This window comes from Catellatospora coxensis (assembly GCF_016862635.1).
Classification (GTDB): Bacteria; Actinomycetota; Actinomycetes; order Mycobacteriales; family Micromonosporaceae; genus Catellatospora; species Catellatospora coxensis.
In genome coordinates this window covers 15,635-40,106 of record NZ_BONI01000070.1, presented here as the reverse complement: position 1 = coordinate 40,106, position 24,472 = coordinate 15,635, and the positions used below count along the sequence as shown (strand labels likewise).

Annotated in this window: 27 protein-coding genes; 16 read left to right on the top strand and 11 right to left on the bottom strand. The window is 73.6% G+C overall.

What is annotated here, in order from left to right; genetic code table 11:
- Window positions 1-91: 91 nt before the first annotated feature.
- The 5 genes from Cco03nite_RS31895 to nhaA all read left to right on the top strand — a co-directional run bounded on the left by Cco03nite_RS31895 (window position 92) and on the right by nhaA (window position 5,731).
- Window positions 92-919: an alpha/beta hydrolase family protein gene (locus Cco03nite_RS31895; RefSeq protein WP_203697046.1), complete on the top strand. Its 828-nt coding sequence runs from the start codon at window positions 92-94 to the stop codon at window positions 917-919.
- 301 nt (window positions 920-1,220) lie between these two features.
- Window positions 1,221-1,652 (top strand): protein-tyrosine phosphatase family protein, encoded by a 432-nt coding sequence (locus Cco03nite_RS31890; protein WP_203697044.1) that lies wholly within the window; start codon window positions 1,221-1,223, stop codon window positions 1,650-1,652.
- A gap of 77 nt (window positions 1,653-1,729) precedes the next feature.
- On the top strand, window positions 1,730-2,227 hold the full coding sequence (locus tag Cco03nite_RS31885; protein ID WP_203697042.1) for an EXPERA domain-containing protein: 498 nt from the start codon (window positions 1,730-1,732) through the stop codon (window positions 2,225-2,227).
- Between the two features lie 83 nt (window positions 2,228-2,310).
- Complete coding sequence (gene ggt / locus Cco03nite_RS31880; protein ID WP_373314378.1) at window positions 2,311-4,119, top strand: gamma-glutamyltransferase; 1,809 nt, start codon at window positions 2,311-2,313, stop codon at window positions 4,117-4,119.
- Between the two features lie 205 nt (window positions 4,120-4,324).
- Entirely contained in the window at window positions 4,325-5,731 is a 1,407-nt protein-coding gene (nhaA, locus tag Cco03nite_RS31875) for a Na+/H+ antiporter NhaA (RefSeq protein WP_203697038.1), read from the top strand.
- 84 nt (window positions 5,732-5,815) lie between these two features.
- Here nhaA and Cco03nite_RS31870 read toward each other — a convergent pair whose 3' ends face one another.
- From Cco03nite_RS31870 to Cco03nite_RS31845, 6 genes are read right to left on the bottom strand one after another with little or no spacing between them, the layout of a single operon-like run.
- Window positions 5,816-6,319, bottom strand: a complete 504-nt coding sequence (locus tag Cco03nite_RS31870; RefSeq protein WP_203697036.1) for a DsbA family protein — start codon at window positions 6,317-6,319, stop codon at window positions 5,816-5,818.
- 26 nt (window positions 6,320-6,345) lie between these two features.
- Window positions 6,346-6,906: a GerMN domain-containing protein gene (locus tag Cco03nite_RS31865; RefSeq protein WP_203697034.1), complete on the bottom strand. Its 561-nt coding sequence runs from the start codon at window positions 6,904-6,906 to the stop codon at window positions 6,346-6,348.
- A complete protein-coding gene (locus Cco03nite_RS31860) occupies window positions 6,903-8,264 on the bottom strand; it encodes a sensor histidine kinase (protein WP_239167826.1) in 1,362 nt (453 codons plus the stop codon). The genes Cco03nite_RS31865 and Cco03nite_RS31860 overlap by 4 nt, the downstream gene beginning before the upstream one ends.
- Window positions 8,264-8,941 carry a response regulator transcription factor gene (locus Cco03nite_RS31855; protein WP_203697030.1) on the bottom strand — a complete coding sequence of 226 codons (678 nt, stop codon included), beginning with the start codon at window positions 8,939-8,941 and terminating at the stop codon, window positions 8,264-8,266. Before Cco03nite_RS31855 ends, Cco03nite_RS31860 begins: the two co-directional genes overlap by 1 nt.
- A gap of 7 nt (window positions 8,942-8,948) precedes the next feature.
- Entirely contained in the window at window positions 8,949-10,397 is a 1,449-nt protein-coding gene (locus tag Cco03nite_RS31850; protein WP_203697028.1) for a trehalose-6-phosphate synthase, read from the bottom strand.
- A complete protein-coding gene (locus tag Cco03nite_RS31845) occupies window positions 10,394-10,741 on the bottom strand; it encodes an STAS domain-containing protein (RefSeq protein WP_203697026.1) in 348 nt (115 codons plus the stop codon). Before Cco03nite_RS31845 ends, Cco03nite_RS31850 begins: the two co-directional genes overlap by 4 nt.
- A 206-nt stretch (window positions 10,742-10,947) precedes the next feature.
- Between Cco03nite_RS31845 and Cco03nite_RS31840 the strand changes: the two genes are divergently transcribed.
- Together Cco03nite_RS31840 and Cco03nite_RS31835 are read left to right on the top strand one after the other, a co-directional pair.
- Window positions 10,948-11,574 carry a pyridoxamine 5'-phosphate oxidase family protein gene (locus Cco03nite_RS31840; RefSeq protein WP_203697024.1) on the top strand — a complete coding sequence of 209 codons (627 nt, stop codon included), beginning with the start codon at window positions 10,948-10,950 and terminating at the stop codon, window positions 11,572-11,574.
- 79 nt (window positions 11,575-11,653) lie between these two features.
- Window positions 11,654-12,085, top strand: coding sequence for a hypothetical protein (locus tag Cco03nite_RS31835; protein ID WP_203697022.1), 432 nt, complete (start codon window positions 11,654-11,656; stop codon window positions 12,083-12,085).
- Between the two features lies 1 nt (window position 12,086).
- Here Cco03nite_RS31835 and Cco03nite_RS31830 read toward each other — a convergent pair whose 3' ends face one another.
- Both Cco03nite_RS31830 and Cco03nite_RS31825 read right to left on the bottom strand, forming a co-directional pair.
- Window positions 12,087-13,079 (bottom strand): linear amide C-N hydrolase, encoded by a 993-nt coding sequence (locus Cco03nite_RS31830; protein ID WP_203697020.1) that lies wholly within the window; start codon window positions 13,077-13,079, stop codon window positions 12,087-12,089.
- Between the two features lie 97 nt (window positions 13,080-13,176).
- Window positions 13,177-13,452: a hypothetical protein gene (locus tag Cco03nite_RS31825; RefSeq protein WP_203697018.1), complete on the bottom strand. Its 276-nt coding sequence runs from the start codon at window positions 13,450-13,452 to the stop codon at window positions 13,177-13,179.
- A 211-nt stretch (window positions 13,453-13,663) separates the two neighbouring features.
- Here Cco03nite_RS31825 and Cco03nite_RS31820 point away from each other — a divergent pair, with 211 nt between their 5' ends.
- Entirely contained in the window at window positions 13,664-13,867 is a 204-nt protein-coding gene (locus tag Cco03nite_RS31820; RefSeq protein ID WP_203697016.1) for a CsbD family protein, read from the top strand.
- A gap of 62 nt (window positions 13,868-13,929) precedes the next feature.
- Here the strand turns inward: Cco03nite_RS31820 and Cco03nite_RS31815 are convergent, their stop codons facing one another.
- Both Cco03nite_RS31815 and Cco03nite_RS31810 read right to left on the bottom strand, forming a co-directional pair.
- Window positions 13,930-14,601, bottom strand: coding sequence for a response regulator (locus tag Cco03nite_RS31815; protein ID WP_203697014.1), 672 nt, complete (start codon window positions 14,599-14,601; stop codon window positions 13,930-13,932).
- A complete protein-coding gene (locus Cco03nite_RS31810; protein ID WP_203697012.1) occupies window positions 14,598-15,887 on the bottom strand; it encodes a sensor histidine kinase in 1,290 nt (429 codons plus the stop codon). The genes Cco03nite_RS31815 and Cco03nite_RS31810 overlap by 4 nt, the downstream gene beginning before the upstream one ends.
- Window positions 15,888-16,049: 162 nt before the next feature.
- Here Cco03nite_RS31810 and Cco03nite_RS31805 point away from each other — a divergent pair, with 162 nt between their 5' ends.
- Together Cco03nite_RS31805 and Cco03nite_RS31800 are read left to right on the top strand one after the other, a co-directional pair.
- A complete protein-coding gene (locus Cco03nite_RS31805; protein ID WP_203697010.1) occupies window positions 16,050-16,847 on the top strand; it encodes an ABC transporter ATP-binding protein in 798 nt (265 codons plus the stop codon).
- Complete coding sequence (locus Cco03nite_RS31800) at window positions 16,847-19,372, top strand: ABC transporter permease (RefSeq protein WP_203697009.1); 2,526 nt, start codon at window positions 16,847-16,849, stop codon at window positions 19,370-19,372. Before Cco03nite_RS31805 ends, Cco03nite_RS31800 begins: the two co-directional genes overlap by 1 nt.
- Before the next feature lie 168 nt (window positions 19,373-19,540).
- On the opposite strand, the gene Cco03nite_RS31795 is transcribed toward Cco03nite_RS31800, so the two are convergent.
- Window positions 19,541-20,884, bottom strand: coding sequence for an RICIN domain-containing protein (locus Cco03nite_RS31795; RefSeq protein ID WP_203697008.1), 1,344 nt, complete (start codon window positions 20,882-20,884; stop codon window positions 19,541-19,543).
- A gap of 230 nt (window positions 20,885-21,114) precedes the next feature.
- Between Cco03nite_RS31795 and Cco03nite_RS31790 the strand changes: the two genes are divergently transcribed.
- From Cco03nite_RS31790 to Cco03nite_RS31765, 6 genes are all read left to right on the top strand, one after another.
- Entirely contained in the window at window positions 21,115-21,501 is a 387-nt protein-coding gene (locus Cco03nite_RS31790; protein WP_203697007.1) for a MerR family transcriptional regulator, read from the top strand.
- Entirely contained in the window at window positions 21,477-21,818 is a 342-nt protein-coding gene (gene trxA / locus Cco03nite_RS31785) for a thioredoxin (RefSeq protein WP_275412090.1), read from the top strand. Before Cco03nite_RS31790 ends, trxA begins: the two co-directional genes overlap by 25 nt.
- Before the next feature lie 75 nt (window positions 21,819-21,893).
- Window positions 21,894-22,598 (top strand): class I SAM-dependent methyltransferase, encoded by a 705-nt coding sequence (locus Cco03nite_RS31780; protein WP_203697006.1) that lies wholly within the window; start codon window positions 21,894-21,896, stop codon window positions 22,596-22,598.
- Between the two features lie 45 nt (window positions 22,599-22,643).
- Entirely contained in the window at window positions 22,644-22,964 is a 321-nt protein-coding gene (locus tag Cco03nite_RS31775; protein ID WP_203697005.1) for a hypothetical protein, read from the top strand.
- Between the two features lie 41 nt (window positions 22,965-23,005).
- Window positions 23,006-23,515: a GNAT family N-acetyltransferase gene (locus Cco03nite_RS31770; RefSeq protein ID WP_203697004.1), complete on the top strand. Its 510-nt coding sequence runs from the start codon at window positions 23,006-23,008 to the stop codon at window positions 23,513-23,515.
- Window positions 23,516-23,573: 58 nt separating this feature from the next.
- On the top strand, window positions 23,574-24,410 hold the full coding sequence (locus Cco03nite_RS31765; RefSeq protein ID WP_203697003.1) for a PhzF family phenazine biosynthesis protein: 837 nt from the start codon (window positions 23,574-23,576) through the stop codon (window positions 24,408-24,410).
- Window positions 24,411-24,472: the final 62 nt, after the last annotated feature.

Genomic DNA, 24,472 nt, shown 5'->3' with positions numbered 1-24,472 from the left:
TCGATCCGATCGGTGTCGCCGAAGGACAACCCCGGCGCGGGCTCGCCGGGTACCTCCCTCAGGACGCCATACGACGACGGGGGAGGGCGCTGTGCGCCGCCGGACTGCGATCATCGCTGCGGGACTCATCATGCTGGCCGGATGCGGCTCGCCGACCGCGCCGGAGGCCGCGCCGTCCACGGTGGTGCGGCTCGGCCTCGCCCGGGGCGCGGACCGGCCGCTGCCGACCGAGGTGCACCTGCCGCCCGGCCGGGGCAGGCATCCGCTGGTGGTGTTCGTGCACGGGTACACCTGCCACGTGTCGGAGTACGCGGACCTGATCGCGCACTGGGTGGTGGCCGGGTTCGCGGTGGCCGCGCCTACGTTCCCGTACACCAACGGCGCGGCGGCGAGGCTCGACGTGATGGATCTGCTCAACCAGCCGCAGGACGTCACGGCGGTGCTCGACGCGCTGCTCGCGGACAACGCGAAGCAGGGCGGTCCGCTGTACGGCCGGCTCGACCCGGACCGGATCGCGGCCGGCGGGCACTCGCTGGGCGGCATGACCACGGTCGGGGCGCTGGGTAAGTGGCGGGACCCGCGGCTGAAGGCCGGGATCGTGCTGGCGGGCAGCGCCCGCGACGTCGGCGCGGCGTTCCGGGGCGACCCGGCGGCGATGCTGTTCATCCACGGTGCGGGGGACCGGGTCGTGACGATCGATCAGGGGCTCGCCGCGTACGACGCCGTGCCCTGGCCGAAGGCGTTCTTGACGCTCCCGGCCGGCACCCACCGCAACCCGTTCATGTCCCCGGCCGACCCGGACTTCGCGCGCGTCGCCGAGTCCACCACCGACTTCCTGCGCTGGCGGCTCCACGGCGACTCGGACGCCCGCAAACGCCTGGCGGCGCTCGGAAGCGACTTCAACGACCGGCTGGGCTGAAACCCATCGACCGCGCGGATGAGCCGAGTTCAGACCCGGCATGGGTCCGTTCTGCTCCACCGATCACGTTCTGCGCAAGGCGGCTTGGGTCGGCGTGCTCGATGATCCGTTTTTGTGGACGCTGGGTGTGCCTATAACGACGTCAGGCGTCCACAAAAACGGATCATCGTTGAGCGCGATGCTTGCCGTGCGGCGTCCGCGACCGGTGCTGCGGCATCGGACTCCAGCCCGAGTCGCGTGGAGTCGCCCCAGCCGTCTGCGACGGTGCCGACGGCTTCCGAAGGACTGTTACGGTCGCGCCGTGGTGACATGGGAGCAGGACCGGTCGGGGGTGCTTCGGCTGCCTTCCGGCCGGTTGGTGCGCGGCCGCGGGTTGCGCCGCCAGCTGCCCGGCGGCCCGGTTCCGGAGTTCGCGTTGTACCTGCTCGGCGAGCCGCCGCCCGAGACGCCGTGGGCGGCGCGGTGGGTGCGCTGGCGCGACTTCTGGCTGCCCGCCGACCGGGCGGGCTTCCGGGACGCACTGGTCGAGGCGCTGAACCGGGCCGGGGACGAGCGGGTCGAGGTGGCCTGCGGTGGCGGGATCGGGCGCACCGGCACCGCGCTGGCCTGCCTCGCGGTGCTCGACGGGGTGCCCGCCGACCGCGCCGTCGCCTACGTGCGCGCCGGCTACCACCCGCGGGCTGTCGAGACGCCCTGGCAGCGGCGGTTCGTGGCGGGGTTCGGCGCGAGCTGATCGCAGGGTGTCGCGCGGGTGATCGAGGCAGTACATTGCCTGCCAATCGATCACCTCGCACCGAGTGAGGACACCCCATGAGCGCCAACCTGCCCCTGCGCGAACGCCGGATCGACATCTTCTTCGCGGTCGTGTTCAGCGTCTTCACGATCACGTCGCTGATCGCCGACCTGATGCCGACGCTGGGCTTCGACTTCAGCGAGCCGTCGGACAACGTCATCCTCAACTCGAACTACTGGTACGCCCACGACACCGACCCGCTGTTCATGCACCCGCCGGTGTGGATGCGCATCGTCACCGGCCTGTCCGCCCTGGTCTACATGCCTTTCTATCTGGTACTGGTGTACGCCCTGATCCGCGGCCGCAACTGGATCCAGCTCCCCGCGGTGATCTACGCGACGATGATCTCGACGATCACCGGGATCATCGTGTTCGGTGTGGAGTTCTTCGGCGAGCCGCAGTGGCAGACCCCCAACCCGGTCAAGTTCCTGTCGTTCAACCTTCCGTATGTCCTGTTGCCACTGCTCCTGCTGGTGCGTATGCGCAAACCGGAACCGTTCACGCGGCGGTTCTGACCACGACTCGGCGTGCGCGCGGCGGCCATCCGGCATACGGTGAAGACATCGACCTGATCCGATCCAGGAGGAAGTCCATGAGACTGCGCCACCGCCGTGCGCTCGCCGGCATCGCCGTCGCGACCCTGGCGTCGACCGCCGCCGCCGGGCCCGTCCAGGCGAGCCCGAGGCCACCTGACCTGGACAAGGTCCCGGTGGCGACGGGCTACGGCGGCGCGGTCGCGACCGTCGACCTCGACGCGACCAAGGTCGGCCTGGAGGTGCTGCGCAAGGGCGGCAACGCCGTCGACGCGGCGATCGCGGCGGCGGCGACGCTGGGCGTCACGGAGCCGTTCTCGGCCGGTATCGGCGGCGGCGGCTTCCTGGTCTACTACAGCGCCAAGGACCGGCGGGTGTACACCGTCGACGGCCGGGAGGCCGCGCCGATGTCGATGGGGGAGACCGCGTTCGTCGACCCGGCGACCGGCCTGCCGTACGCGTTCCAGGAGGCCCGGGTCAGCGGCATCGCCGCGGGCGTGCCCGGCACACTGGCCACCTGGGACAAGGCGCTGCGCAAGTGGGGGACGACCGACCTGGCCGACGCGCTGCGCCCGGCGGCGAAGGTCGCCGACCGCGGGTTCGTCGTCGACAACACGTTCCGCACCCAGATCAGCGACAACGCGGCCGCGTTCGGGCAGTTCTCGTCCACGAGCGCGCTGTACCTGCCGGGCGGGCTGCCGCCCGAGGCGGGCACGGTGTTCCGCAACCCGGACCTGGCCGACACGTACCGCCAGATCGCGCGGCACGGCACCGGCGTGTTCTACCGGGGCGCGATCGCCCGCGACATCGTCGACACCGTGCAGCACCCGCCGGTCGCCGACGTGCCGATCGGCACCTGGGCGTTCCCGATCCGCCCCGGCACCATGGCACTGTCCGACCTGGCCGCCTACCAGGTGCGTACGCCGCAGCCGACCCGGGTGTCCTACCGCGGCTACGACGTGTACGGCATGCCGAACCCGTCCAGCGGCGGCCAGGCCGTCGGCGAGGCGCTCAACATCCTGGAGCAGACCGACCTGAGCGCGCTCACCCGCACCGGGGCGCTGCACCACTACCTGGAGTCGTCCGCGCTCGCGTTCGCCGACCGCAACCGCTTCGTCGGCGACCTCACCCCGCGCCCGCTGCTGGAGCAGCTGCTCTCCGACGGGTTCGCCAAGGAGCGGGCCTGCCTGATCAACCCGGCGCAGGCGCTGGCCAAGCCGGTCGCGCCGGGTGAGCCCGACGGGTCGTACGGCGGCTGCGCGGCGGCCGCGCCGAGTCCCGCGGTGACCGAGGGCCAGTCCACGACCAACCTGACCGTGGCCGATCGCTGGGGCAACGTGGTCGAGTACACGCTGACCATCGAGCAGACCGGCGGCAACGGCATGGTCGTGCCGGGCCGGGGCTTCCTGCTCAACAACGAGATGACCGACTTCAACTTCACCCCGACCCAGGGCGGCGCGCCCGACCCGAACCTGCCCGGCCCCGGCAAGCGCCCGCGCAGCTCGATGGCGCCGACGATCGTGCTGGCCGACGGCCGGCCGTTCCTGGCGGTCGGCACCCCCGGCGGCTCGACGATCATCACGACCGTGCTGCAGATCCTGGTCAACCGCCTCGACCTGGGTATGACCCTGCCGGAGGCGGTCGCCGCCGCCCGTGCCACCCAGCGCAACACGGCGGCGGTGCTGGCCGAGGCCGACTTCGCCCCGGAGATCCCCGGCCTGACCGCGCTCGGCCATACGTTCGCGGCCAGCCCGGAGATCGGCGCCGCGACCGGCATCGAGTTCCTGAGCCACGGCCGCATGCTCGCCGCCGCCGAACCCGTCCGCCGTGGCGGCGGCTCCGCCGGCGTCGTCTGGCCCGTCCCGGTGTCCTGACCGCTCGACCCGCGCGGGGCGACCACCACCCCGCGCGGGCCCCTTGATCGTCCGACTTGCCAGGCACCCGTGCGTATCTTGAGCCCGCATTCGCCCATGTGTCTGGCAAGTCGAGTGACCTTGATCCGGGTCCGCGAAACGGCCCGGGTGCGGCGTCGGTGCGCGGGATCATGGGAAGCGTGACAAAACACGCGGATGGGGCGCGGTGAGCGCGCAGAACACCGAGCCGCGGCCGCCCCGGCCCGGTCCCCGGCCGCGGGTGCACATCCCGGTGCCGCACGTGTCGTACCCGCTGCAGCGCTTCCTGGCCACCGAGGCCGGCGGCGGCCTGCTGCTGCTCATCGCGACGGTGCTGGCGCTGATCTGGGCCAACCTGCCCGGCGGCGGGTACGAGGAGTTCTGGCACACCGAGGCCTCGGTCCGGATCGGCGACGTCGGGATCGACCTCGACCTGCGGCACTGGGTCAACGACCTGGCGATGGCGCTGTTCTTCCTCACCGTCGGCCTGGAGATCAGCCGCGAGCTGACCGTCGGGGAGCTGCGCCGCCCCCGGGCGGTGCTGGTGCCGGTGCTCGGCGCGCTCGGCGGCCTGATCCTGCCCGCGCTGATCTACCTGGCGTTCAACCCGTCGCCCCCGGCCCTGCACGGCTGGGGCATTCCGATCTCGACCGACACGGCGTTCCTGGTCGGCATCCTCGCCCTGTTCGGGCCGCGCTGCCCCGACCAGCTGCGGCTGTTCCTGCTGACCCTGGCCATCGCCGACGACATCGGCGCCATCCTGGTCATGGCGATCTTCTACAGTGGCGGGATCTCGGCGCCCGCGCTGGTGGCGGTGCTGGCGCTGACCCTGGTGCTGATCGGCCTGCGCTGGGCGCGGGTCTGGCAGTTGCAGGCGTACGTCGTGGTCGGCCTGCTGCTGTGGGTGGCCGTGTTCGCCTCCGGCCTGCACCCGACGCTCGCCGGGGTGATCGTCGGGCTGCTCGTGCCGGCCACGCCGGTGGAGCCGGAGCAGGTCGACCGGCTGCGCTTCTACGGCCGGGCGGTGATCGAGCGCGCCGACGCCGTCCGGGCCCGGCTCGCGGCCGCCGCGGCGCGGGCCACCGTGCCGCCCAACGACCGGCTGCAGGACGCGCTGCACCCGGTCAGCGCGTTCCTGGTGATCCCGGTGTTCGGATTGGCCAACGCGGGCGTACGGCTGGACGCCGAGACGCTGCGCCGGGCGGCCACCTCACCGGTGACCATCGGCATCGTCGTGGCGCTGGTCGCGGGCAAGACCATCGGCATCAGCCTCGGCGCGGCGCTGGCGCTGCGCACCGGCTGGGGCGAGCTGCCCGGCCGGGTGCGCTACGGGCACCTGATCGGCGGCGCGGTGCTGGCCGGCATCGGCTTCACCATCTCGCTGTTCATCGCCGACCTGGCCTTCAGGGACCCGCTCCTGCAGGCCGAAGCCAAGATCGGCGTACTGGCCGGCTCGCTGCTGGCGGCCGTGCTCGGCTCGGTCGCCCTGCGCTGCCTCGGCGAGCGCCTGCCCCTGTGCACCGTCGACGACTCCGAGGGCATGCCCGAACTCCCCACCGGCCCCTGGCGCGACCCCACCCTCAACGAACGCTGACCCGCCGCTGCCGCACGGGAACGAAGGAAGGGCACCTTGTTAACGGACGTCAGTGTAGAAGGTGCCCTTCCTTCGTTTGGGGGGTCAGCGGCGGAGGCCGAGGGAGCTGCGGAGGGCGCCGAGTTCGACTTTGCCCTGGTAGAGGTTGCCGTCGGCGAAGAGGGTGGGGGTGCCGCGTACGCCGGCCGTGACGCCGGAGCGGTAGTCGGCCTCGACGGCGGGCCGGTGCGGCTGGGCGGATTCGCCGGTCACCGAGTCCAGGCCGAGCATCTGCGCGTAGTTCTCCAGGTCGGGGTCGGTGAGCCGGCTCTGGTGGGCGAACAGCAGGTCGTGCATCTCCCAGAAGCGGTCGCCGGAGGCCTCGGCGGCCAGCGCCGCGGTCAGCGCGAAGGGATGCACCGTGAACAGCGGGAAGTGCCGGTAGACCAGCCGCACCACGCCGTCCGACTCGTCGATCAGGCGGCGCAGCACCGGCGCGGCCGCGCCGCAGTACGGGCACTCGAAGTCGCCGTACTCCACCAGCGTCATCGGGGCGTCGGCCGCCCCGTAGACGTGCCGGTCGAGGTCCACCGCCACGGACTCGGTCACCCTTGCAGCGTAGTTGCCCGGGGTGCTCAGCCGTTGGCGATCAGCGCGGCGTAGTCGGCGGCGCGCAGCGGGTCCTGGCTCAGCGAGGCGTCCGGCAGGGGCACCCCGATCCGCGCGCCCTGCTGCGTGAACACCACCCCGGTGACGTCGCGGCGGCTGGTCAGCGTGCACACGATCTGCCCGAAGGCGAGCACGTCGTCGTTGCGGCCGGTGTTCTCGATGCCCGCGGGCAGCTCGACGTACGCGACGCCGTCGAGCAGCCGCACCGACGCGACCACGTCGCGCCCGCCGAGCGCGGTGCTCAGGCCGCGGTCCTGCTCCGCCTCGGTCGGCCCGGCCAGCAGGTCGCCGAGCAGGCGTTGCGGGTCGGGTTCGGCGGCCAGCCGGCGCTGCACCGCGACCAGCGAGCCGTCCCGGATCAGGTACAGGCTCTCGGCGGCGGGCCCGGACGCGGCCGCCGAGGGCGCGCCGGTCGCCACCCGGGACGGCGTGCCGACCTCGATCACGCGCGGGCGGTCCTCGACCGGCACACCGCACCCGGCGGCGAGCAGCACCGACATCAGCGCCGGCAGCAGACGGCGGGTCACTGGGCCACCTTCGGCAGGTCGATGCGGAAGCGGGCGCCGCCGCCGGGGCGGTCGGTGACGTGCACGCGGCCGCCGTGCGCCTGCACGTGCTGCGCGACCAGGGACAGTCCGAGTCCGGTGCCCTCGCTGTCGCCGCGGGCTCCGGCGGTGCGGCCGCGCACGAACCGGTCGAAGATCGACTCCCGGTCGGCCGGGCTGACCCCTGGGCCCTCGTCGTCGATCTCGACGTAGTACCCGAGCATGCGGCGGCCGCCCAGGCGCACCGCGACCGCGCCGCCGCCGTGGCGCTGCGCGTTGTCAATGAGGTTGACCAGGATCTGCTCGAAGCGCCGCCGGTCGACCTGCCAGATCGCGTCGCTGCCCTGGGCGACCGACACCAGGTTCACGTTCAGGCCGCGGGCCCGGCACAGGCGGCGGGCCAGCGCGGGCACGTCGACGGAGGTGCGGTCGGCGGCCTGGTCGCTGCGGGACAGCTCGATCAGGTCCGTCACCAGGTCCTGGAAGCGCTCGACCTCCTCGGTCAGCAGCGCCGCGGCGGTCGCGGTACGCGGGTCGAGGTGGGCGCGGCGGCGGGCCAGCACGCTGGCGGCGGCGGACAGGGTCTGCAGCGGCGAGCGCAGCTCGTGGCTCACGTCGGCGGCGAACCGGCGATCGCGTTCCATGCGCCGCGAGAGCTGGTCGACCATCAGGTTGAACGAGGTGGTCAGCCGGGCCAGCTCGGGTTCGGCGGCGGGGTCGAGCCGGGCGCTGTGGTCCCCGGCGGCGATCTCGCTGGCGGCGTTGGCGACCGAGGTGAGCGGGCGCAGCACCCGGCGAGACGCGTACGCGCCCAGCAGCGCCCCGGCTCCGGTGGTGCCCACCGCGACCAGGGTCAGCACCAGCGCGAGCACCTTCAGCGACCGGTCCAGCTCGCGCATGAAGTCGACCTCGTAGAGGGCCGTGCCGTCGTCGAGGGGCACGGCGATGACCATGGCGGGCACGCCGTCGACCCGTACCCGCTGGATGCCGGGCTCGCCCCGCTCGACGAGGCGGACCAGGGCGTCGGGGATCTCGGCGGCGGTGTTGGCGGTGTCCACCTGGGCGGAGTACCAGCGGCTCTCGCGGCGCAGGAAGGCGCGCCGGTCCGCGCCGGTGTTCAGGGCGCTGAGCGCGGTCAGCGCGTCGGGCCGGTCGTCGTCGAGGCCGGAGGCGACGATCGCGGCGTCCAGCGCCACGGCGCGTACCGCCGAGTCCTCTCGCTGCGCCAGCAGGAAGCGCTCGGTGAGCTGGTAGGACAGCGCGCCCATGACCGTGGACACCCCCAGCGCCCCGACGGCGAATCCCGCCGTCACCCGCGCGCGCAGCCCCGGTCTGCGGATCATCGCTGCAGCTTGTAGCCGAGGCCGCGGACGGTCACCAGGCGGGCCGGGCTGCTCGGGTCGTCCTCGACCTTCTGGCGCAGCCGTCCGATGTGCACGTCGACGAGCCGCTCGTCGCCGAAGTCGTACTCCCACACCCGCTCCAGCAGCTGCTGGCGCGACAGCACCTGCCCGGCGTGCTCGGCCAGCTCGCACAGCAGCCGGAACTCGGTGCGGGTCAGCGCCAGCTGGGTGCCGCGCAGCAGCACCTCGCCGGCCTGCGGCCGGATCTCCAGCTCACCGACCACGGAGGTGCGCGGGCCGGCCGCGGTGGCCGCGCGGGCCCGCCGCCGCAGCGCGCGCAGCCGTGCGGTGAGCTCCTTGACCGCGATCGGTTTGACGACGTAGTCGTCGGCCCCGGCCTCCAGCGCGGCGACGATGTCGTGCGTGTCGTCGCGGGCGCTGACGACCACGATCGGCACGTCGTCGGCGCGGCGCAGCTCCCGGATGCACTCGAACCCGTCGATGCCGGGCAGCATCAGGTCCACGAGCACCGTGTCCGCGGGCTCGCGGCGCTGACGGACCAGCCCCTCCTCGGCCGTCGCGGCGGCCGAGACGGTGTATCCCTCGTCCTCGAGCGCCAGCGTCAGCGACAGGCGGATGCGGTCGTCGTCTTCGATGACCAGTACGGCAACCATCGCCGCATCATCGCCCAGAAACCCGCCGCGCGGCCAGTGGCGGGCCGCCGACCTCGTAGCCGCCGGGCCGGGTGTGCCGGGTGTGCGCGCCGGTGGACAGCCGCCGGGTGCGGCGTTCCGGGGTCGCCGGCACGGCCGCGCCGCGTGCCCGTACCAGCGTCATCAGGTGTTCTGCCCAGCTGTCCAGCGCGGGCGGGGTGTCGGCGTGGCGGGCCCGCGGGGCCGGGCCGTGGCGGCCGGCGGCCGAGGCGATGGCGTCGGCGAACGCGCCCGTGTCGTGCGGGTTGACCGCGAGCGCGCCCGGCAGGTCGGCGACGCCGCTGGTCAGCTCGCTGACCACGACGGACGCGCCGAGCTCGCCGCGGGCCGCGATGAACTCGTGCGCGGCGGCGACCGTGCCGTGGTGGCTCGGCGTGACCAGGATGCCGTCGCAGGCCAGGTACAGCGCGGTCAGGTCGCGGCGGTCCGGCTCGGCGCGTACGTAGTGCACGACCGCCTGCCCGACGCTGGCGTGCGTACCGTTGATCTTCGCGATGAGCCGGTCGACCCGCTGGCGCTGCGCGTCCTCGGCCGGGGTGCGCGGATCGCCGCAGGCCACGTGCAGCAGCGCGACCTCGCCGGGGGCGGGCCGGTGCGTGGCGAGGAAGCGTTCGAAGGCGTGCAGCCGCTGCTCGACGGCGTCGGCGGGATCCCACCCGGCGACCGAGAGCAGCACGGTTCCGCTCACCCGCATCGCGGCCCGGATCCGCCCGCCGCCCGCGCGGACCGGGGCCAGCCCGGCCAGCCGCCGGGCCCCCGCGATGTCGGCCGGCAGCGGGTACGCGACGACCCGTACGCCCCGGTGGCCGAGCGTGATGCGGCCCTCGCGCACCGGCAGGCCGTGCACCCGGTCGGCGAGGTCCAGCAGGTTGTCCACGGCGCGCTGGTGCGGCAGCGCGATCACGTCCGCGCCGAGCAGCCCCGACAGCAGCGCCCGGTGCTCGGGCAGCCGCGCGAACGACTCCGCGGGCGGGAACGTGGTGTGCAGGTGCATGACGACGGTCAGGTCGGGGCGCATCCGGCGCAGCACCCGCGGCAGCAACTGCAGCTGGTGGCCGTGGGTCCACACCGTCGCCGAGGCCGACGCCGACGCGGCCACGGCGGCGGCGACCCGGCGGTTGACCGCCAGGTAGCTGTCGAACCAGCCGCCCGGGAAGTCGCCGGGCTGGTGGTGGCAGAGCGAGCGGAGCAGGCTCGCGCCGAGCGCGGCCGCGCCGGCCCGCACGGGCGGGTGCACGCCGAGCACGCCGTCGCCGCTGCTCTCGCCGCCGGCCGCGGCCCATGCCCCGGACTGTGCCGCGACGAGCGGCCGCAGGGCCGCCAGCGCGGCGCCCAGTTGGTCGCGACTGTCGTCAGGATCGGCGGCGGGCAGGCGGTCCACGGCCATGACCAGGCCGTACCGTCGCCCGCGGCTCACGGCAGCACCTGCGGCGGATCGGTGTCCGCGGTCAGCACCTGCAGCACCCGGTCGACGCGGGCGAGTTTCAGGTTGCGCCGTGCCCGCGCGGACGGCGAGCGCAGCGCCACCGTGCCGCCGTCGCGCATGGCCCGGCGGTGGGTGTCCAGCAGCAGCAGGATGCCGGCGGCATCGATCAGCTCGCAGTCGGCGAGGTCGATGACGAGCCGGCGCGGGTGCAGCGCCAGCGCCTCCTCCAGCACGTCGTTCACACCGGGCGCGGACCGTACGTCCAGATCGCCGCGCACCTGCACCTCGACCAACGGCACGACCTGCGTCGCGCCGGCGGGGACCACGTCGTCCACCGTCACCTCCCTGGATGGACCCCGAGCCTTACCCGCCGGTACGGCGATCATCCGGCGGAACTGTGACAGTTGTGTGACAGTTCCGCGGTTTCGTGTCAGCGCCCGGGATTCGGCCCGTCCGCGGCATGGCCGGACCGGAGGGACGGGCCTGCCCACCTGCGCGGAGTAGGCTCCTGATTCGGCACACCGACGGGGAGGACCAGTTCATGAGCGAGAGTCCGCATCGGATCACCACACCGGAACAACTGCGCGCGCTGCTGGGCGAGCCCACCGCGGCCGTCGTCGGCAAGACCCGGACCAGTCTGCACGAGTACGACCGCGCCTGGCTGGCGGCGTCGTCGTTCTGCCTGGTGGCGACCTCGCACGCCGACGGCAGCTGCGACGTGTCGCCCAAGGGCGACCCGGCCGGGTTCACGCTGGTGCTCGACGACACCACGATCGCGATCCCGGAGCGGCCGGGCAACCGCCGGGCCGACGGGTTCTTCAACATCCTGTCCAACCCGCAGCTCGGCCTGCTCTACGTGATCCCGGGCCGGACCGACACGCTGCGGATCAACGGCCACGCGGAGCTGGTGTCCGACGCGCCGTTCTTCGACGACATGGTGGTCAAGGGCCACCGGCCGCGACTCGCCGTGATCGTGTCGATCGACGAGGTGTTCTACCACTGCTCGAAGTCGTTCCTGCGCTCGGCGTTGTGGAAGCCCGAGACCTGGCAGCCCGAGGCGGCTCCGTCGCGTCCGCGGATCGCGCAGACCCTGGAGCGCCCGGACCAGACCGTCGAGGAGCTGGCGGCCTACTACGGGCCCGCCTACGAGGAGAGGATCTACAGCTGACGTACGCCGAGCGGGTGATGCCAGGCGGGTGATCAGGAAGGTAGCGTCAGGGCCGATCCTCAAACGGGAGGTGTCGGACATGTCAGGCTTGCAACTTCACGACCTGCGCCAGGTGCCTGACGAGACCCTGTACCTGCGGCTGATCGTGCTGCGCAAGCACTTCCCGGCCGACTTCGACGCCGAGGACTACGACTACCGCCGCAACGTGTGGGAGGCGGCCAACCGCGCCGTGCAGGCCGAGATCCGCCGCCGCCGGGCCGAGCCGCCGAAATGGTGGGTGCTCGAACGCGGCGAGCCGCCCGGGGTCCGGCAGCGCCGCTTCGGCGCGGTCGCCGCGTACCTCGTCGGGGGCGGGCTGGCGGTGCTGCTGTCGGGCATCCCGTACCTGGCCGTGCCGCTCATGCTGACGGTGCTGGCCAGCGGCGCGACCTGGCTGGTGCCCGAGGTGCTGCGCAACCAGCGCCAGCCGTTCCTGCGGCCCATCCCGCGCCCGCGTACGCCGCGCGACTGAGTCAGCCGACCGCCAGCCGGAAGCTGTGCACGGTCTGCCAGCGCTGCCCGGCCACCACCTTGACCTGCCCCGTGGCCAGGTCGTAGGTCACCGACCAGCGGGTGTGCGGCTGCGCCACGGAGCGCAGCAGGTCCATCGCGCCCGCCTCGGTCACCGCGCCCTTCGACCGGCCGAGCGCGTCGGCGAGCACCCGGTAGCGCCGGTCGTGCCGCCGCTCCTCCTCCCCGACCCCGGCCAGCGGCACGTTCGTCAGCGCCCGCCACGGGGCCGTGCCGCGCTCGACCTGCTGGCGGCCGTCGGTGTACTCGACCAGCGCCGACGCGCCTGACGCGTCCGCGAGCAGGTAGTGCAGCGGCGGGCCGCCGACGAAGTCGATGTTGTGCCGGGCGAAGATCGCGAGGGCCTCGTCGACCGTGGCCGCCTGGTCCAGCACCAGCCGCAGGATGCGTACGCTGCCCACGGTCGGTTTGCCCGGGTCGGGCGTGGCGTACGCGCTGTCGTCGGCGGCCATGCCCACGGCGAGACCGCGCTCGTTCAGCCCGTCGAACGGCAGCAGCGGCGCATCGAGCAGGCGGCGGTCGCCGCGCGGGTCGTCGCCCGCCGAGAAGCCGAGGTAGCGCAGGTCCACCAGGGAGATCGACGCGTGCCCGTCGGGCGGGTCGGCCCGCAGCACCAGCGCGGGGTTCGGGTCCCAGTCGAAGTTGCGCCCGAACAGCGGTCGCTTCGGGTCGCCGAACGCGGCGAACAGCGAGCATCCGAACGGGGTGGCGGCCGTCGGCGCCGGTCCGGTGGCAGCGGTCTCGTAGTCGCCGGTATAGGTCATCTCGTACAGCGGCAGGTCGTCGACGCGGCGCAGGCTGGCCAGCGTCGCCTCGGCCTCGGCCGCGGACTGCCGCGACGCCGTGCCCACGGCGGACGGCGCGGACGCCGGGGAGCCGCCTGGCGTGCAGGCGGTCAAGGCGAGCAGGAGGAGCGCGATCCCGGACCGTCTCATCAGTCCACAGTGGCACGATCGGTGTCGCCGGGACAGGGGGCGCGGATGCCGGACCTTCGGGGCGAGCCGCGGCGGACGGGCGGCCCGGACCCGGTCCTCAGGCCAGGGCGTTGCGGTTGGCGGGGCGCATCGGCAGCCGCCGCCGGGCGCGGCGCGGGGGCAGCAGCACCCGGTCGGCGTGCCGGCGCAGGCCGGTACGCAGCACCCGGACCGGACGGCTCGCGCCCCGGACGAAGGCCCGTGCGGGCAGCCGCGCGACGGACAGGGCCCGCTCGGTCCGTCGCTGCCGGGCCGCGGTCCGCCGACGCAGGGCCAGCAGCAGGAGGTATGCCCCGGCCAGCGCGCCGCCGAGCATCACGTCCGCCGCCGTCATGGTTCCGCCTTCCCGAAGCCGCCGTGTGAGCCATGTCCTCACCGCACCAACGACAAACGTGAGTGAGCCGTTATTACTTCCCGTAGTCGCGTACCTCACGTTTCGGCCGCGGCCTGGCCCCTCCGATGTGGCCGGGATCGCGCCGGGGTTTGCCGCCGCCGTACGCCGGGCAGTTCAGAGGGGCACGAGCAGCGACGGAAGGGATGAACCGATGGGAACGGTCGACTCTGCCAAGCACCACCTGCAGGACCTCAAGGGCAAGGTCAAGGAGCGCGTCGGCGACGCGACCGACAACCACAGCCTGCAGGCCGAGGGCGTCGCCGAGCAGGCCAAGGCGAAGGCTGCCATGGCCGCCGACGACGTGCGCGACGCGGTGCGCGGCCGCGACGAGGACCGCGACGACACCAGGAACTGACCTTCACGGGGTACGCGGGCCGATCTCCCTCGGGGACCGGCCCGCCCGGCTGTCCCGGCCGGTCAGGCCGCCGTCGCGCCGGGTCCGCCGTCGAGGCGGGCGTCGTGGACCAGGATCGCGGCCTGCACCCGGTTGGCCAGGCCCAGCTTGGCCAGCGCCCGGCTCACGTGGGCTTTCACCGTGGTCTCGGCCATGTCCAGCTCGCGGGCGATGTCGGCGTTCGACAGGCCGCGGGCGACGGCGCGCACCACGTCGCGCTCCCGGTCGGTGAGCACCGCCAGCCGCCCGCGAGCCTGGTCGGCCACCGACGGGCCGCGCTCGGCGAACGAGCTGATCAGGCGGCGGGTGACCGTCGGGGCGAGCATCGCGTTGCCGGCCGCCACGGTGCGCACCGCCTCGGCCAGGTCGCGCGGCGGGGTGTCCTTGAGCAGGAAGCCGACCGCTCCGGCGCGCAGCGCCGCGTGCACGTACTCGTCCTGGTCGAACGTGGTCAGCATGACCACGCGGGGCGGCTCCGGCAGCCGGGCGACCGCGGCCGCGCCGGTCAGCCCGTCGGTGCCGGGCATGCGCACGTCCATCAACACCACCTCGGGCCGGTGCCGGCGCGCCGCCTCGACGGCCTCCGCGCCGTCGCGGGCCTCGGCGACCACGGCGATGTCACCGGCCGCTTCGAGGATCATCCGCAGCCCCGAGCGCACCAGCGCCTCGTCGTCGACGACCAGCACCCGGATCACGCCGCCACCTCCCGGGTCGCGAGCTGCTCCGGCGGGTCCGCCGGGATGCGCGCGTGCAGCAGGAAACCGCCGTCGAGCCGGGGCCGCGCCTGCACCGTGCCACCGGCCAGGCCGACCCGTTCGGTGAGCCCGACCAGGCCCAGCCCGCTCTCCGGCATCGGCGGGGCCGGCTGTGGCGGCGGTGCGTTCTCCACGGCCACCACCAGCCCGTACGGCTCGTGGCGCAGCGTCACCGTGGTCGGCACGGCTCCGGCGTGCTTGGCCACGTTGGTCAGCGCCTCCTGCACCACCCGGTACGCGGTGCGCTGCGCGGACAGCGACACCTCCTGCCGCTGCCCGACGTCGACCCGGCGCACCGGCAGCCCGGCCGCGCGGCTGGCGTCCAGCAGCCGGTCCAGGTCGGCGAGCGTCGGCTGCGGAGCCAGGTCCGGGGCGGTGCCGTCGGACAGGTCGGGCGCGCGCAGCATGCCCAGCACCTCGCGCAGCTCCTGCATGGCCTCCCGGCCGGTGGTGCGGATCAGCGCCGCCTCCTCGGCGGTGCGCGGGTCGGCGGTGCTGACCTCCAGCGCCCCGGCGTGCAGCACCATCAGCGCGACCCGGTGCGCGACCACGTCGTGCATCTCCCGGGCGATCCGCCGCCGCTCCTCGGACCGGGCCCGTTCGGCGCGTTCGTGCTGCTCGCGTTCGAGCCGCTCGGCCCGGTCGCGCAGCTGCTCCAGCACCTGGCGGCGGGCGCGCACCCACAGCCCGAACACGAACGGCAGCACGACGGTCATGCCCACCCAGAAGGAGCCGGTCAGCACCGCGCCGAAGAGCAGTCCGCCGGTCATGCCCTCGTACAGCAGGTCGCTGTGCACCGCGCTCCAGCCGACGGGCACGCCGACCAGCGTGCTCGCGGCGAGGAAGTACGGCCAGGCGCGACCCGGCCGGTGCGGCCTGCCAGGGCGGCCCGCGCCCGCGTAGTAGGAGGCGACGAACACGGCAGCCATCATGGTCATGCCCAGCCAGGTGACCAGCGAGACGACGAACAGCGGCCAGCGGGCCCGGCGGACCCACGCGGCGCTGACGCCCGCGGCCAGCATGGCCAGCGCCACCAGCGCCCAGGGCGCGTCGGTGTCCAGGCCGTCGAACAGGAAGATCGGCGGCCGCAGCGGGGAGACGAACGAGAACAGCGTCACACCGCAGCCGAGCGCGAACGGGTACAGCCAGTGCGCGAACCGGCGCAGCCGGCTGCCCGGCTGCAGCCACGACGGCAGGCCGGGGACCCGCGCCACGCTGTGCTCCACGCCTCCCACCTTCCGTTACTCCGCCGTTTCGGTGATGAGCTTAGGCAGGCGCACCCCGGCGGCGGCCACTACTTCCGTCCTCGCCGGCTGCTACTTAAGTAGCGGGTCTTGATCTACTCCTGCCGGAGTGCACGGCCGCCGCCGGGCGGCAGCGTGTCGGTCATGACGAACTTCGACGCCGCGGTGAGCGCGGAAGACCTCACCAAACGGTACGGCTCGGGCGACGCGCAGGTGATCGCGCTGGACGCGGTCACGGTGGCCTTCGGCCGCGGCGAGCTCACCGCGATCATGGGACCGTCCGGGTCCGGCAAGTCGACCCTGATGCACTGCCTGGCCGGCCTGGACACGCCGACCGCGGGCCGGGTGTGGCTGGACGGCTCCCGGCACGGCAGCGCCGACCGGGTCGAGCTGAGCGGCCTGCGCGACGACGCGCTGACCGCGCTGCGCCGCGACCGCATGGGTTTCGTGTTCCAGGCGTTCAACCTGCTGCCGACGCTGACCGCGTGGGAGAACATCACCCTGCCGCTGGACCTGGCCGGGCGGCGTCCCGACCAGGCGTTCGCCGACACCGTGATCGACGCGGTCGGGCTGCGCGACCGGCTGCACCACCGCCCGGCGCAGCTGTCCGGCGGCCAGCAGCAGCGCGTCGCCTGTGCCCGCGCGCTGATCAGCCGGCCGGACGTGGTGTTCGCCGACGAGCCGACAGGCGCCCTGGACTCCCGGGCCGGCGCGGAGGTGCTCGGCTTCCTGCGGCGCAGCGTCGACGAGCTGGCGCAGACCGTGGTGATGGTCACCCACGACGCGGTCGCGGCGTCGTACGCCGACCGGGTGCTGTTCCTGGCCGACGGGAAGATCGTCGACGAGCTGCGCGAACCCTCCGCCGACCGGGTGCTGGACCGGATCCGCGCGCTGGAGTCCGCGGCGCGCGGCGCCCGCACGGCCGTCGGGGCGGGTGCCTGATGCTGCGGGCGATGCTGCGCGACCTGCGCGCACACCTGGGCCGGGTGGCGATGACCGTGGCCGCGATCGTGCTCGGGGTGGGCTTCGTGGTGGCCACCTGGGTGGTTTCGGACTCCGCGGCGGCCACCGTCAGCAGCGGCTCCTACCGCACCGACCTGGCCGCGGTGGTGCAGGCCAGGCCCAAGAACCCGGCCGACGCCGCGATGCCCGCCGAGGTCGTCGGCCGGCTCGCGGCGCTGCCGGGGGTGACCCGGGCCGAGGGCGTACGCGAAGGGTATGCGGCCCTGGTCGGCAAGGACGGCAAGATCGGCACCACGTCCTGGGCGGAGACGGGGGGCACCGACTGGGACGGCTCGCAGCGCTTCGCGCTCACCGCCGGGCGCGGCCCGGCGCGGGCCGGGGAGGTCGCGCTGGAGAAGCAGGCCGCCGAGGAGGCCGGCCTGTCGGTCGGCGACTCGGCCCGGGTGCTGCTCGGCGGGGACCGGTCCGACACCGCCACCGTCGTCGGCGTCTTCGCCTACCGGGCCACCGGCTGGGAGTTCGACCCGGCTGTGGCGTACGACGAAGCCACCGCGACCCGGCTGCTGCGCAGCCCCGACGCCGCCCCGGCCGCCGCGCCCGGATTCGCCAGGGTGGAACTGTCCGGAGGCGACGAGCAGGCCGTCGTCGCGGCCGCCAAGGCCGCGCTAGGCGCGGACTTCCGCGTCGACTCCGGCAGCGAGCTGCGCGCCAAGCAGGCCGAAGCGGCGCAGAGCAACGGCGACGTGATCCGCAAGGCGCTGCTGGCGTTCGCGGCGGTGGCCCTGATGGCGGGCGTGTTCGTCATCGCGAACACCTTCACCATGCTGGTCACCCAGCGCACCCGCCAGTTCGCGCTGCTGCGGGCCGTCGGCGCGCGCCGCGCGCAGGTGCGCCGGGCGGTGCTGGCCGAGGCCGTCGTGCTCGGCGTCGTCGGCTCCACCCTCGGCGTCGCGCTGGGCGTCGGGCTGGGCCTGCTGGCGATGCGGCTGCTGCCGGTGGTCGGCGAGGTCGCGTACGTGGTGTCACCGTGGGCGGTGCTGCTCGGCTACGGGGTCGGCGTGGTCGTGACGATCGTGGCGGCGTACGGGTCGGCGCGGCGGGCGGCCCGGGTGTCGCCGATGGCGGCGCTGCGCACCGACGCCGCCGTGCCGCGGCGCTCGCTCGTGCTGCGTTCCGTGCTCGGGCTGCTCGCCGTCGCGGCCGGCGCGGCCATGGTCGCGGTCACCTCCCCGGAGGACCTGACCGAGCCGAAACGCGTGCTGGCCATGGCCGGGGCGGTGCTGGCCTGGGTCGGGGTGCTGCTCACCGCACCGATCCTGGTGTCGACGGTGCTCGCCCCGCTCACCCGGCTGCTGCGCTCACCCCGCCCGGTCACCCGGATCGCCTTGCGCAACGCCGTACGCGACCCGCGCCGCACGGCGGCCACGTCGTCCGCGCTCATGATCGGGCTGTCGCTGGTGTGCGCCTTCGCGACCGTCGGCCAGACGCTCAGCGACGAGACCACCGCCCAGGTGCGCTCGGCGGTGCCCGAGAACGCGGTCGTGCTGCGCGCGGCGGCGTACGGCACGCTCGACGACACGGTCCGGACCGCCGCGCTCGCGGTGCCCGGGCTGACCGGCCTGGCGGCCCCCCGCTCCGGCCAGGTGGAGGTGGTCTCGGCGCGCGGCACGGCGGAGGACGCCGAGTTCACCGGCCTGGACCCGGCCGCGCTCGGCACCGCGCTGCGCCCCGCGATGCTCGCCGGCGACGCCGACCTGCGCCGGGGCGTGCTGCTGGCCGAGCGGGTCGCCACCCGGCTCGGCGCGAAGGTCGGCGACCAGGTCCGGCTCCGGTTCCCGGTCGTCGGCGCGGACGGCGACGTGACGCCGGTCGAGGTGCCGGCGACCGTGGCGGGCGTGCACGAGGGCAGTGACCTGATGCGCGGCCAGCTGATCGACGACGCGCTGGTCCCGGCGGGCGTGCTCCGCCACGGCGACAGCATGTACGCCGTCGGCGGTGATCAGGCGGCGCTGCGGGCCGGGCTGGAGCGGGCGTTCGCGTCCCGGCCGGACGTGCTGGTCCAGGACCGCGAGCAGCTGCTCGACGACCTGCTCGCGCCGTACCAGCTGGTGCTGGGGCTGGTGTACGTGCTGCTCGGGGCGGCCGTGGTGATCGCGGTGTTCGGGGTGGTCAACACGCTGGCGCTGTCGGTGCTGGAGCGGACCCGTGAGCTGGGCGTGTTCCGGGCGCTGGGGGCGTCGCGGGCGCTGGTGCGGCGGACCGTGCGCCGGGAGAGCGTGGTGATCTCGCTGTACGGCGGGGTGCTCGGGATCGGGGTCGGGGTGCTGCTGGGCGGGGTGATGCAGTACGTGATCATGGCGAATCCGGTGTTCGGGATGTCGGTGCCGTGGTTGACCGCGGTGGTGGCGCTGGCGGGCATGGGGCTGGTCGGGGTGCTGGCCGCGCTCTGGCCGGCGCGCCGCGCCGCCCGCGCCGACATCCTGGCGGCCATCGCCACCGAGTGACCCGGGGCGGCCGCCGCCCGCCCGCCGGCCGCCCGCTTTTCAACGACGTTGGCCTATCTCATCGAATCCGGGGCACGGATTTTCGATGAGATAGGCCAACGTTTATGGAGCACGGGGTGGGGGACGGGGCTGGACGGGGTGGGCGGGGGTGGGCGGGGGTGGGCGGGGTCAGCGGGTGAGGCGCCAGCGCTGGTTGGCGCCGGTGCCGCAGGTCCACTGGATGGCGAGCGCGCCGTCGGCGGTGGAGGCGTTGCTGACGTCGACGCACTTGCCGCTGTGCACCGCGACGAGCTGGTAGACGCCCGTGCTGGACAGCCGCAGGGTGAACTGCTGGTTGGCGGTGCCGGTGCAGGTCCACTGGATGATCGCCGCGCCGTTGGCGGTGGACACCCCGTTGACGTCCAGGCACAGCCCGTTGGCGGTGTTGGTGATGGTGAACGTGTCCACGCCGACCGGGTTGAACCGGAACGACTGCGGGCTCTGGCCGTTGCAGGGCCACTGCCGCAGCTGGGTGCCGGTGGCCGTGGACCCGTTGGGCACGTCGAGGCACTTGCCGCTGTGCTGGGCGACCGCCGTCGAGGTGAACGCGTCACCGGTGGTGATCGTCTCGGACAGCACGGTGCCGTGCCGGATGAAGCCGCTCAGCCCGCCGGGCACGTCCGAGCGGGCCGACCAGTTGTTGAGGTCGGTGCTGGTGGCCGTGTAGTAGTGCCCCGAGGTGTACCCGTCCATGTAGATGCGCCAGCTGCCGTCGGTCTGCCGGACCAGGGCCGGGCCCTCGACTCCGGAGCCCCAGCCGGCCCAGTTGCCGGTGCCGGTGAACGTCCACGGGCCGTTGAGCGAGGACGCCGTGGCGTGCTCGATGTACTTGGTGGTCTCGTTCTTGGCGAAGGCGTGGTAGGTGCTGCCGGACCGGACCACGAACGTGTCGATGTAGTTCGGCGCGATGCCCGACAGCGCGACCGGCGCCGCCCACGACGAGAACGCCGTGTTCAGGGCCCGGTAGCGGTACGGCCGGAAGTTCGCGTACGAGGTGGTGCTCAGCGACACGATGACGTTCACGCTGCCGTCGGCCGGGTCGACGAACCACTCCGGGGCCCAGGTGTTGACGATGCCGGAGATGCCGACCGGCACGTTGCGCACGAACGACCAGTTGATCAGGTCGGTGCTGGACGCGATGCCGAACTCGGTGCCGGTCCAGTTGGTGGTGTAGACGACGTAGTAGCGCCCGTCGCTGTGCTTGAGCACGCTGGGGTCGCGGATCAGGCCCGACGGCGGGGTGTACGCGGGGCCGCGCAGCAGCGTGAAGTCGCGCGCGTTGCTGGACGTGTAGACGTACAGGTTGCTCTCGCTGCTGTTGGTGAACGCGGTGAGCACGTAGCGGGTCACCGTGGCCGCGGCGGCGGGGCGCGCGCCGGTCAGGCCGGCGAGCAGCGCGAGCAGGACGGCCGCGGTGGCGGCGAGGGCGCGGGCGGCGGGGGAGCGCCTGGGGGACGGAATGCTGCCGAGCATGTGCTGCTCCTTGTCGCAGTCGGCAATGCATATAACTACATATATGTTAGCGTTAACATCGCGCGCCCGGACATGCCCGGGTAGGCCGGACGCGATGCTCCACAGTGTCCGCATCCTCATCGAGAACTGTCAAGGTCACCGCCGACCTCCGCGCGGCGTGACCGGGGCCACCCTTGCCTTGACACCGGCGGCAACGTTTAGCGTTGTGCAGGACAGGGAGGAGGACCCGGATGCTCATCGGCGAGCTGGCGCAGCGCGCCGGCACCAGCACGCGCACGCTGCGGTACTACGAGCAGCACGGACTCATCCGGTCGCGGCGCTCGACCAACGGGTACCGTGCCTTCGACGAGGCCGAGCTGCGGGTCGTGCACGAGATCCGGGCCCTGCTCGCAGTCGGGTTCGACCTGGACGACATCCGCCCGTTCGTAGCCTGCCTGCGTGCCGGGCACGCGACCGGCGACGTCTGCCCCGACTCCGTCGCGGTGCTGCGGCGCAAACTAGACGAGGTGGACACCTGCCTCGCCCGGCTCAACACCGTCCGTGAAAAGCTCGACCACCAGCTCAACGAAGCCATCGCCCACCGGGAGAAGTCATGTCTGAGAAGAACGGTGCCCTGATCGAGGTCACCGACGCCACGTTCGCCGACGTCGTGCTGAAGTCGGACCGGCCCGTGGTGGTCGACTTCTGGGCCGAGTGGTGCGCGCCCTGCAAGGTGCTGGAGCGCTCGCTGAACGAGCTGTCCGCGGAGTTCGGCGACCGGGTGGTGTTCACCAAGCTCGACTCCGACAACAACCCGGAGACGGCGCGGGCGTACAAGGTGATGTCGATGCCGACGCTGATCGTGTTCCGCAACGGCGAGGTCGTCGCCAGCGCGATCGGCAACCGCCCGAAGATGGCGCTGCGCCAATTCCTGGAGACCGGCATCGCGGGCTGAGCCCGCGACAGGCTGCGGCGGGCTGCCGCGGCCTGTTCCACGCCCGGTCACCACGTGTTTTGGCATGATCGGCTCATGGGCCAGGCGTACGCCGTCACCGCGGAGTTCTACGACCTGCTGCAGGCCACCGAGCATCTCGCGGTCACCGGACGGCTGCTCGACCGGTGGCTCGGCAGTCCCGAGGTGGGTGTGCTGGACGTCGGCGCGGGCACCGGACTGGCCACCAACCAGCTGGCCCGCCGCTGCTCCGTGACCGTGCACGCGGTGGAACCCGCCGCGAGCATGCGGGCCGTGCTGCTGAGCCGCCTCGCCGGGCAGGCCGAGGTGCTGCCCCGGGTTCGCGTGTACGCCCGTAACGTCCAGGACCTCGGCCTGACCGGCGTCGCCGACTTCGCCTGGTGCCTGAACACCATGGCCGGGCTCGACCGGTCCGAGCGGGCCGCGGCGCTGCGTGCCCTGGCGAGGGCACTGGTGCCCGGGGGCCGGCTGGTGGTGCAACGCCCGCCGACCCGCGCCGCGGCGGACCGCCGGGACCTGCCGTCGTGGCGGCTCGGCGGGGACCTGTACACCGGCGAGGTGTCCACCACGCCGGTCGGCGCGGACCGGGTCCGGTGGCGCTTCAGCTACCGGGTCAGCCGCGACGGCGCGCTCGTACGCGAGGAGACCGAGGTCTTCGACGGCCATCTCGCCACGGAGTCCGGATTCGACGCCGAGCTGACCGAGGCCGGGTTCACCGTGGTCGGCGCGGACGAGCCCGACATCGTCGTCGCCCGGCGCTGAATCGATGGCTGTCACGGCGATGCGTGGGCTCGCTATGGTGAGCCGGTGTCGAACGATGAGGCCACCACCGGCGTGACGCCTTTGTCGAAGCAGGTGCGCCCGACGGTCCTGCTGGTGCCGGTGCTGCTGCTACCGGGTGAATCCGCCAAGGTCACCCTGGTGTACCGGGTCACCGACTGCGGACACGTGCCGGTCGAGCCGTGGCCGGTGCCGGTCGTGGCGGGCACCTGGCGCGGCGAGTCCACCGTGCACCTCGCGCAGGGGCGCCAGCAGCGCCGCGACGACCTGCCGGAGCCGGAAGGCCCGCAGGTGGAGTGGCAGGAGGGGCTGGCCGCGAAGAACTGCGCCCTGACCGGCCGGTCCTGAGCGGGCACGCGGTCGCCGGCGCTTCGGTAGCGTTGTCGTTCGTGAACGACAACGGGGTGACGATCCGCCTGGCCGGCGCGGAGGCCGTCGACGCGCTGGAGCCCTTGTGGCTGTCGCTGCACCGCCACCACCGGGAGGTCGCGCCGGAGCTGGCGATGTACCCCGACGAGCGGTCCTGGGCGCTGCGCCGGGATCTGTACCGGCAGTGGATCATCGAGCCGGGCTCGTTCATCCTGCTGGCCGAGGACGGCCGGGAGCTGGTCGGGTACGCGTTCACGCACGTGTTCGCGGGCCCGGACGACACCTGGGTGTCCGGTGACCGGATCGCCGAGCTGGAGTCGCTGTCCGTGGCGGCGAGTCACCGCGGACGGGGCGTCGGCACCCGGCTGCTCGACGCCGTCGACGCGCGGCTCGCCGAGCTGGGCATCGGCGACCTGTACATCGGCACGCTGGCGGCCAACCTCGGCGCGCAGCGGGTGTACGAGAAACGCGGCCTGCGCCCACTGATGATCAAGTACGCGCGGCTGGCCGCCTCGCCGCCGCGCGACTGAGCCACCCGTCGCGAATTGGCCGTGGGGGAGCGCCGTCCCGGACCGTACGGTCGAGTGCGTGGAGATCCTGAGATACGCGGCGTTCACCGCCGACCCGGCCGGCGGCAACCCCGCGGGCGTCGTGCTCGACGCGAACCCGCTCGACGACGCGACGATGCTCGCCGTCGCGGCGGACGTCGGGTACTCCGAGACCGCGTTCCTCGTGCCGCGCGGCGGCGGCCGGTTCACGGCTCGGTACTTCAGCCCGCTGGCCGAGGTGGACTTCTGCGGGCACGCGACCATCGCGGCCGCGGCGGCGTACGCCGAGCGGCACGGAGCGGGCCCGCTGACCTTCGACACGAAGGCGGGCACCGTCGAGGTGTCCACCGAGGTGGCCGCCGACGGCACCGCCACGGCCACGCTGACCAGCGTCGCACCGCGTACCGCGCCGATCGCCGAGGCCGATCTCGCCGCGCTGCTGGACGTGCTGGGCTGGTCGGCCGCCGACCTGGACCCGGCCCTGCCGCCCCGGGTGGCGTACGCCGGAGTCTGGCATCCCGTTCTTGCCGCGGCGACCCGGCAGCGGCTGTCCGACCTGGACTACGACCTGGCCGTGCTCGGCGAGCTGATGGCCCGGCACGGCTGGACCACCGTCGACCTGGTGTGGCGGGAGTCCGCGAACGTGTTCCACGCCCGCAACCCGTTCCCGCCCGGCGGTGTGGTGGACGACCCGGCGACGGGCGCGGCCGCCGCGGCGTTCGGCGGCTACCTGCGCGAGCTGGGCCTGGTGACGCCGCCCGCCACGGTCACCGTGCACCAGGGCGTCGACATGGGCCGCCCCAGCGTGCTCACCGTCCGGATCGGGCCCGACCCCGGCAGCGGTGTCGCGGTCACCGGCGCGGCCGTCGCCATGTAGCCCTGTCGAAGGTGTTTTCGCAGGTCACGGGCGTGGCGAAGATCGGTTCGGCGTAGTCGCCT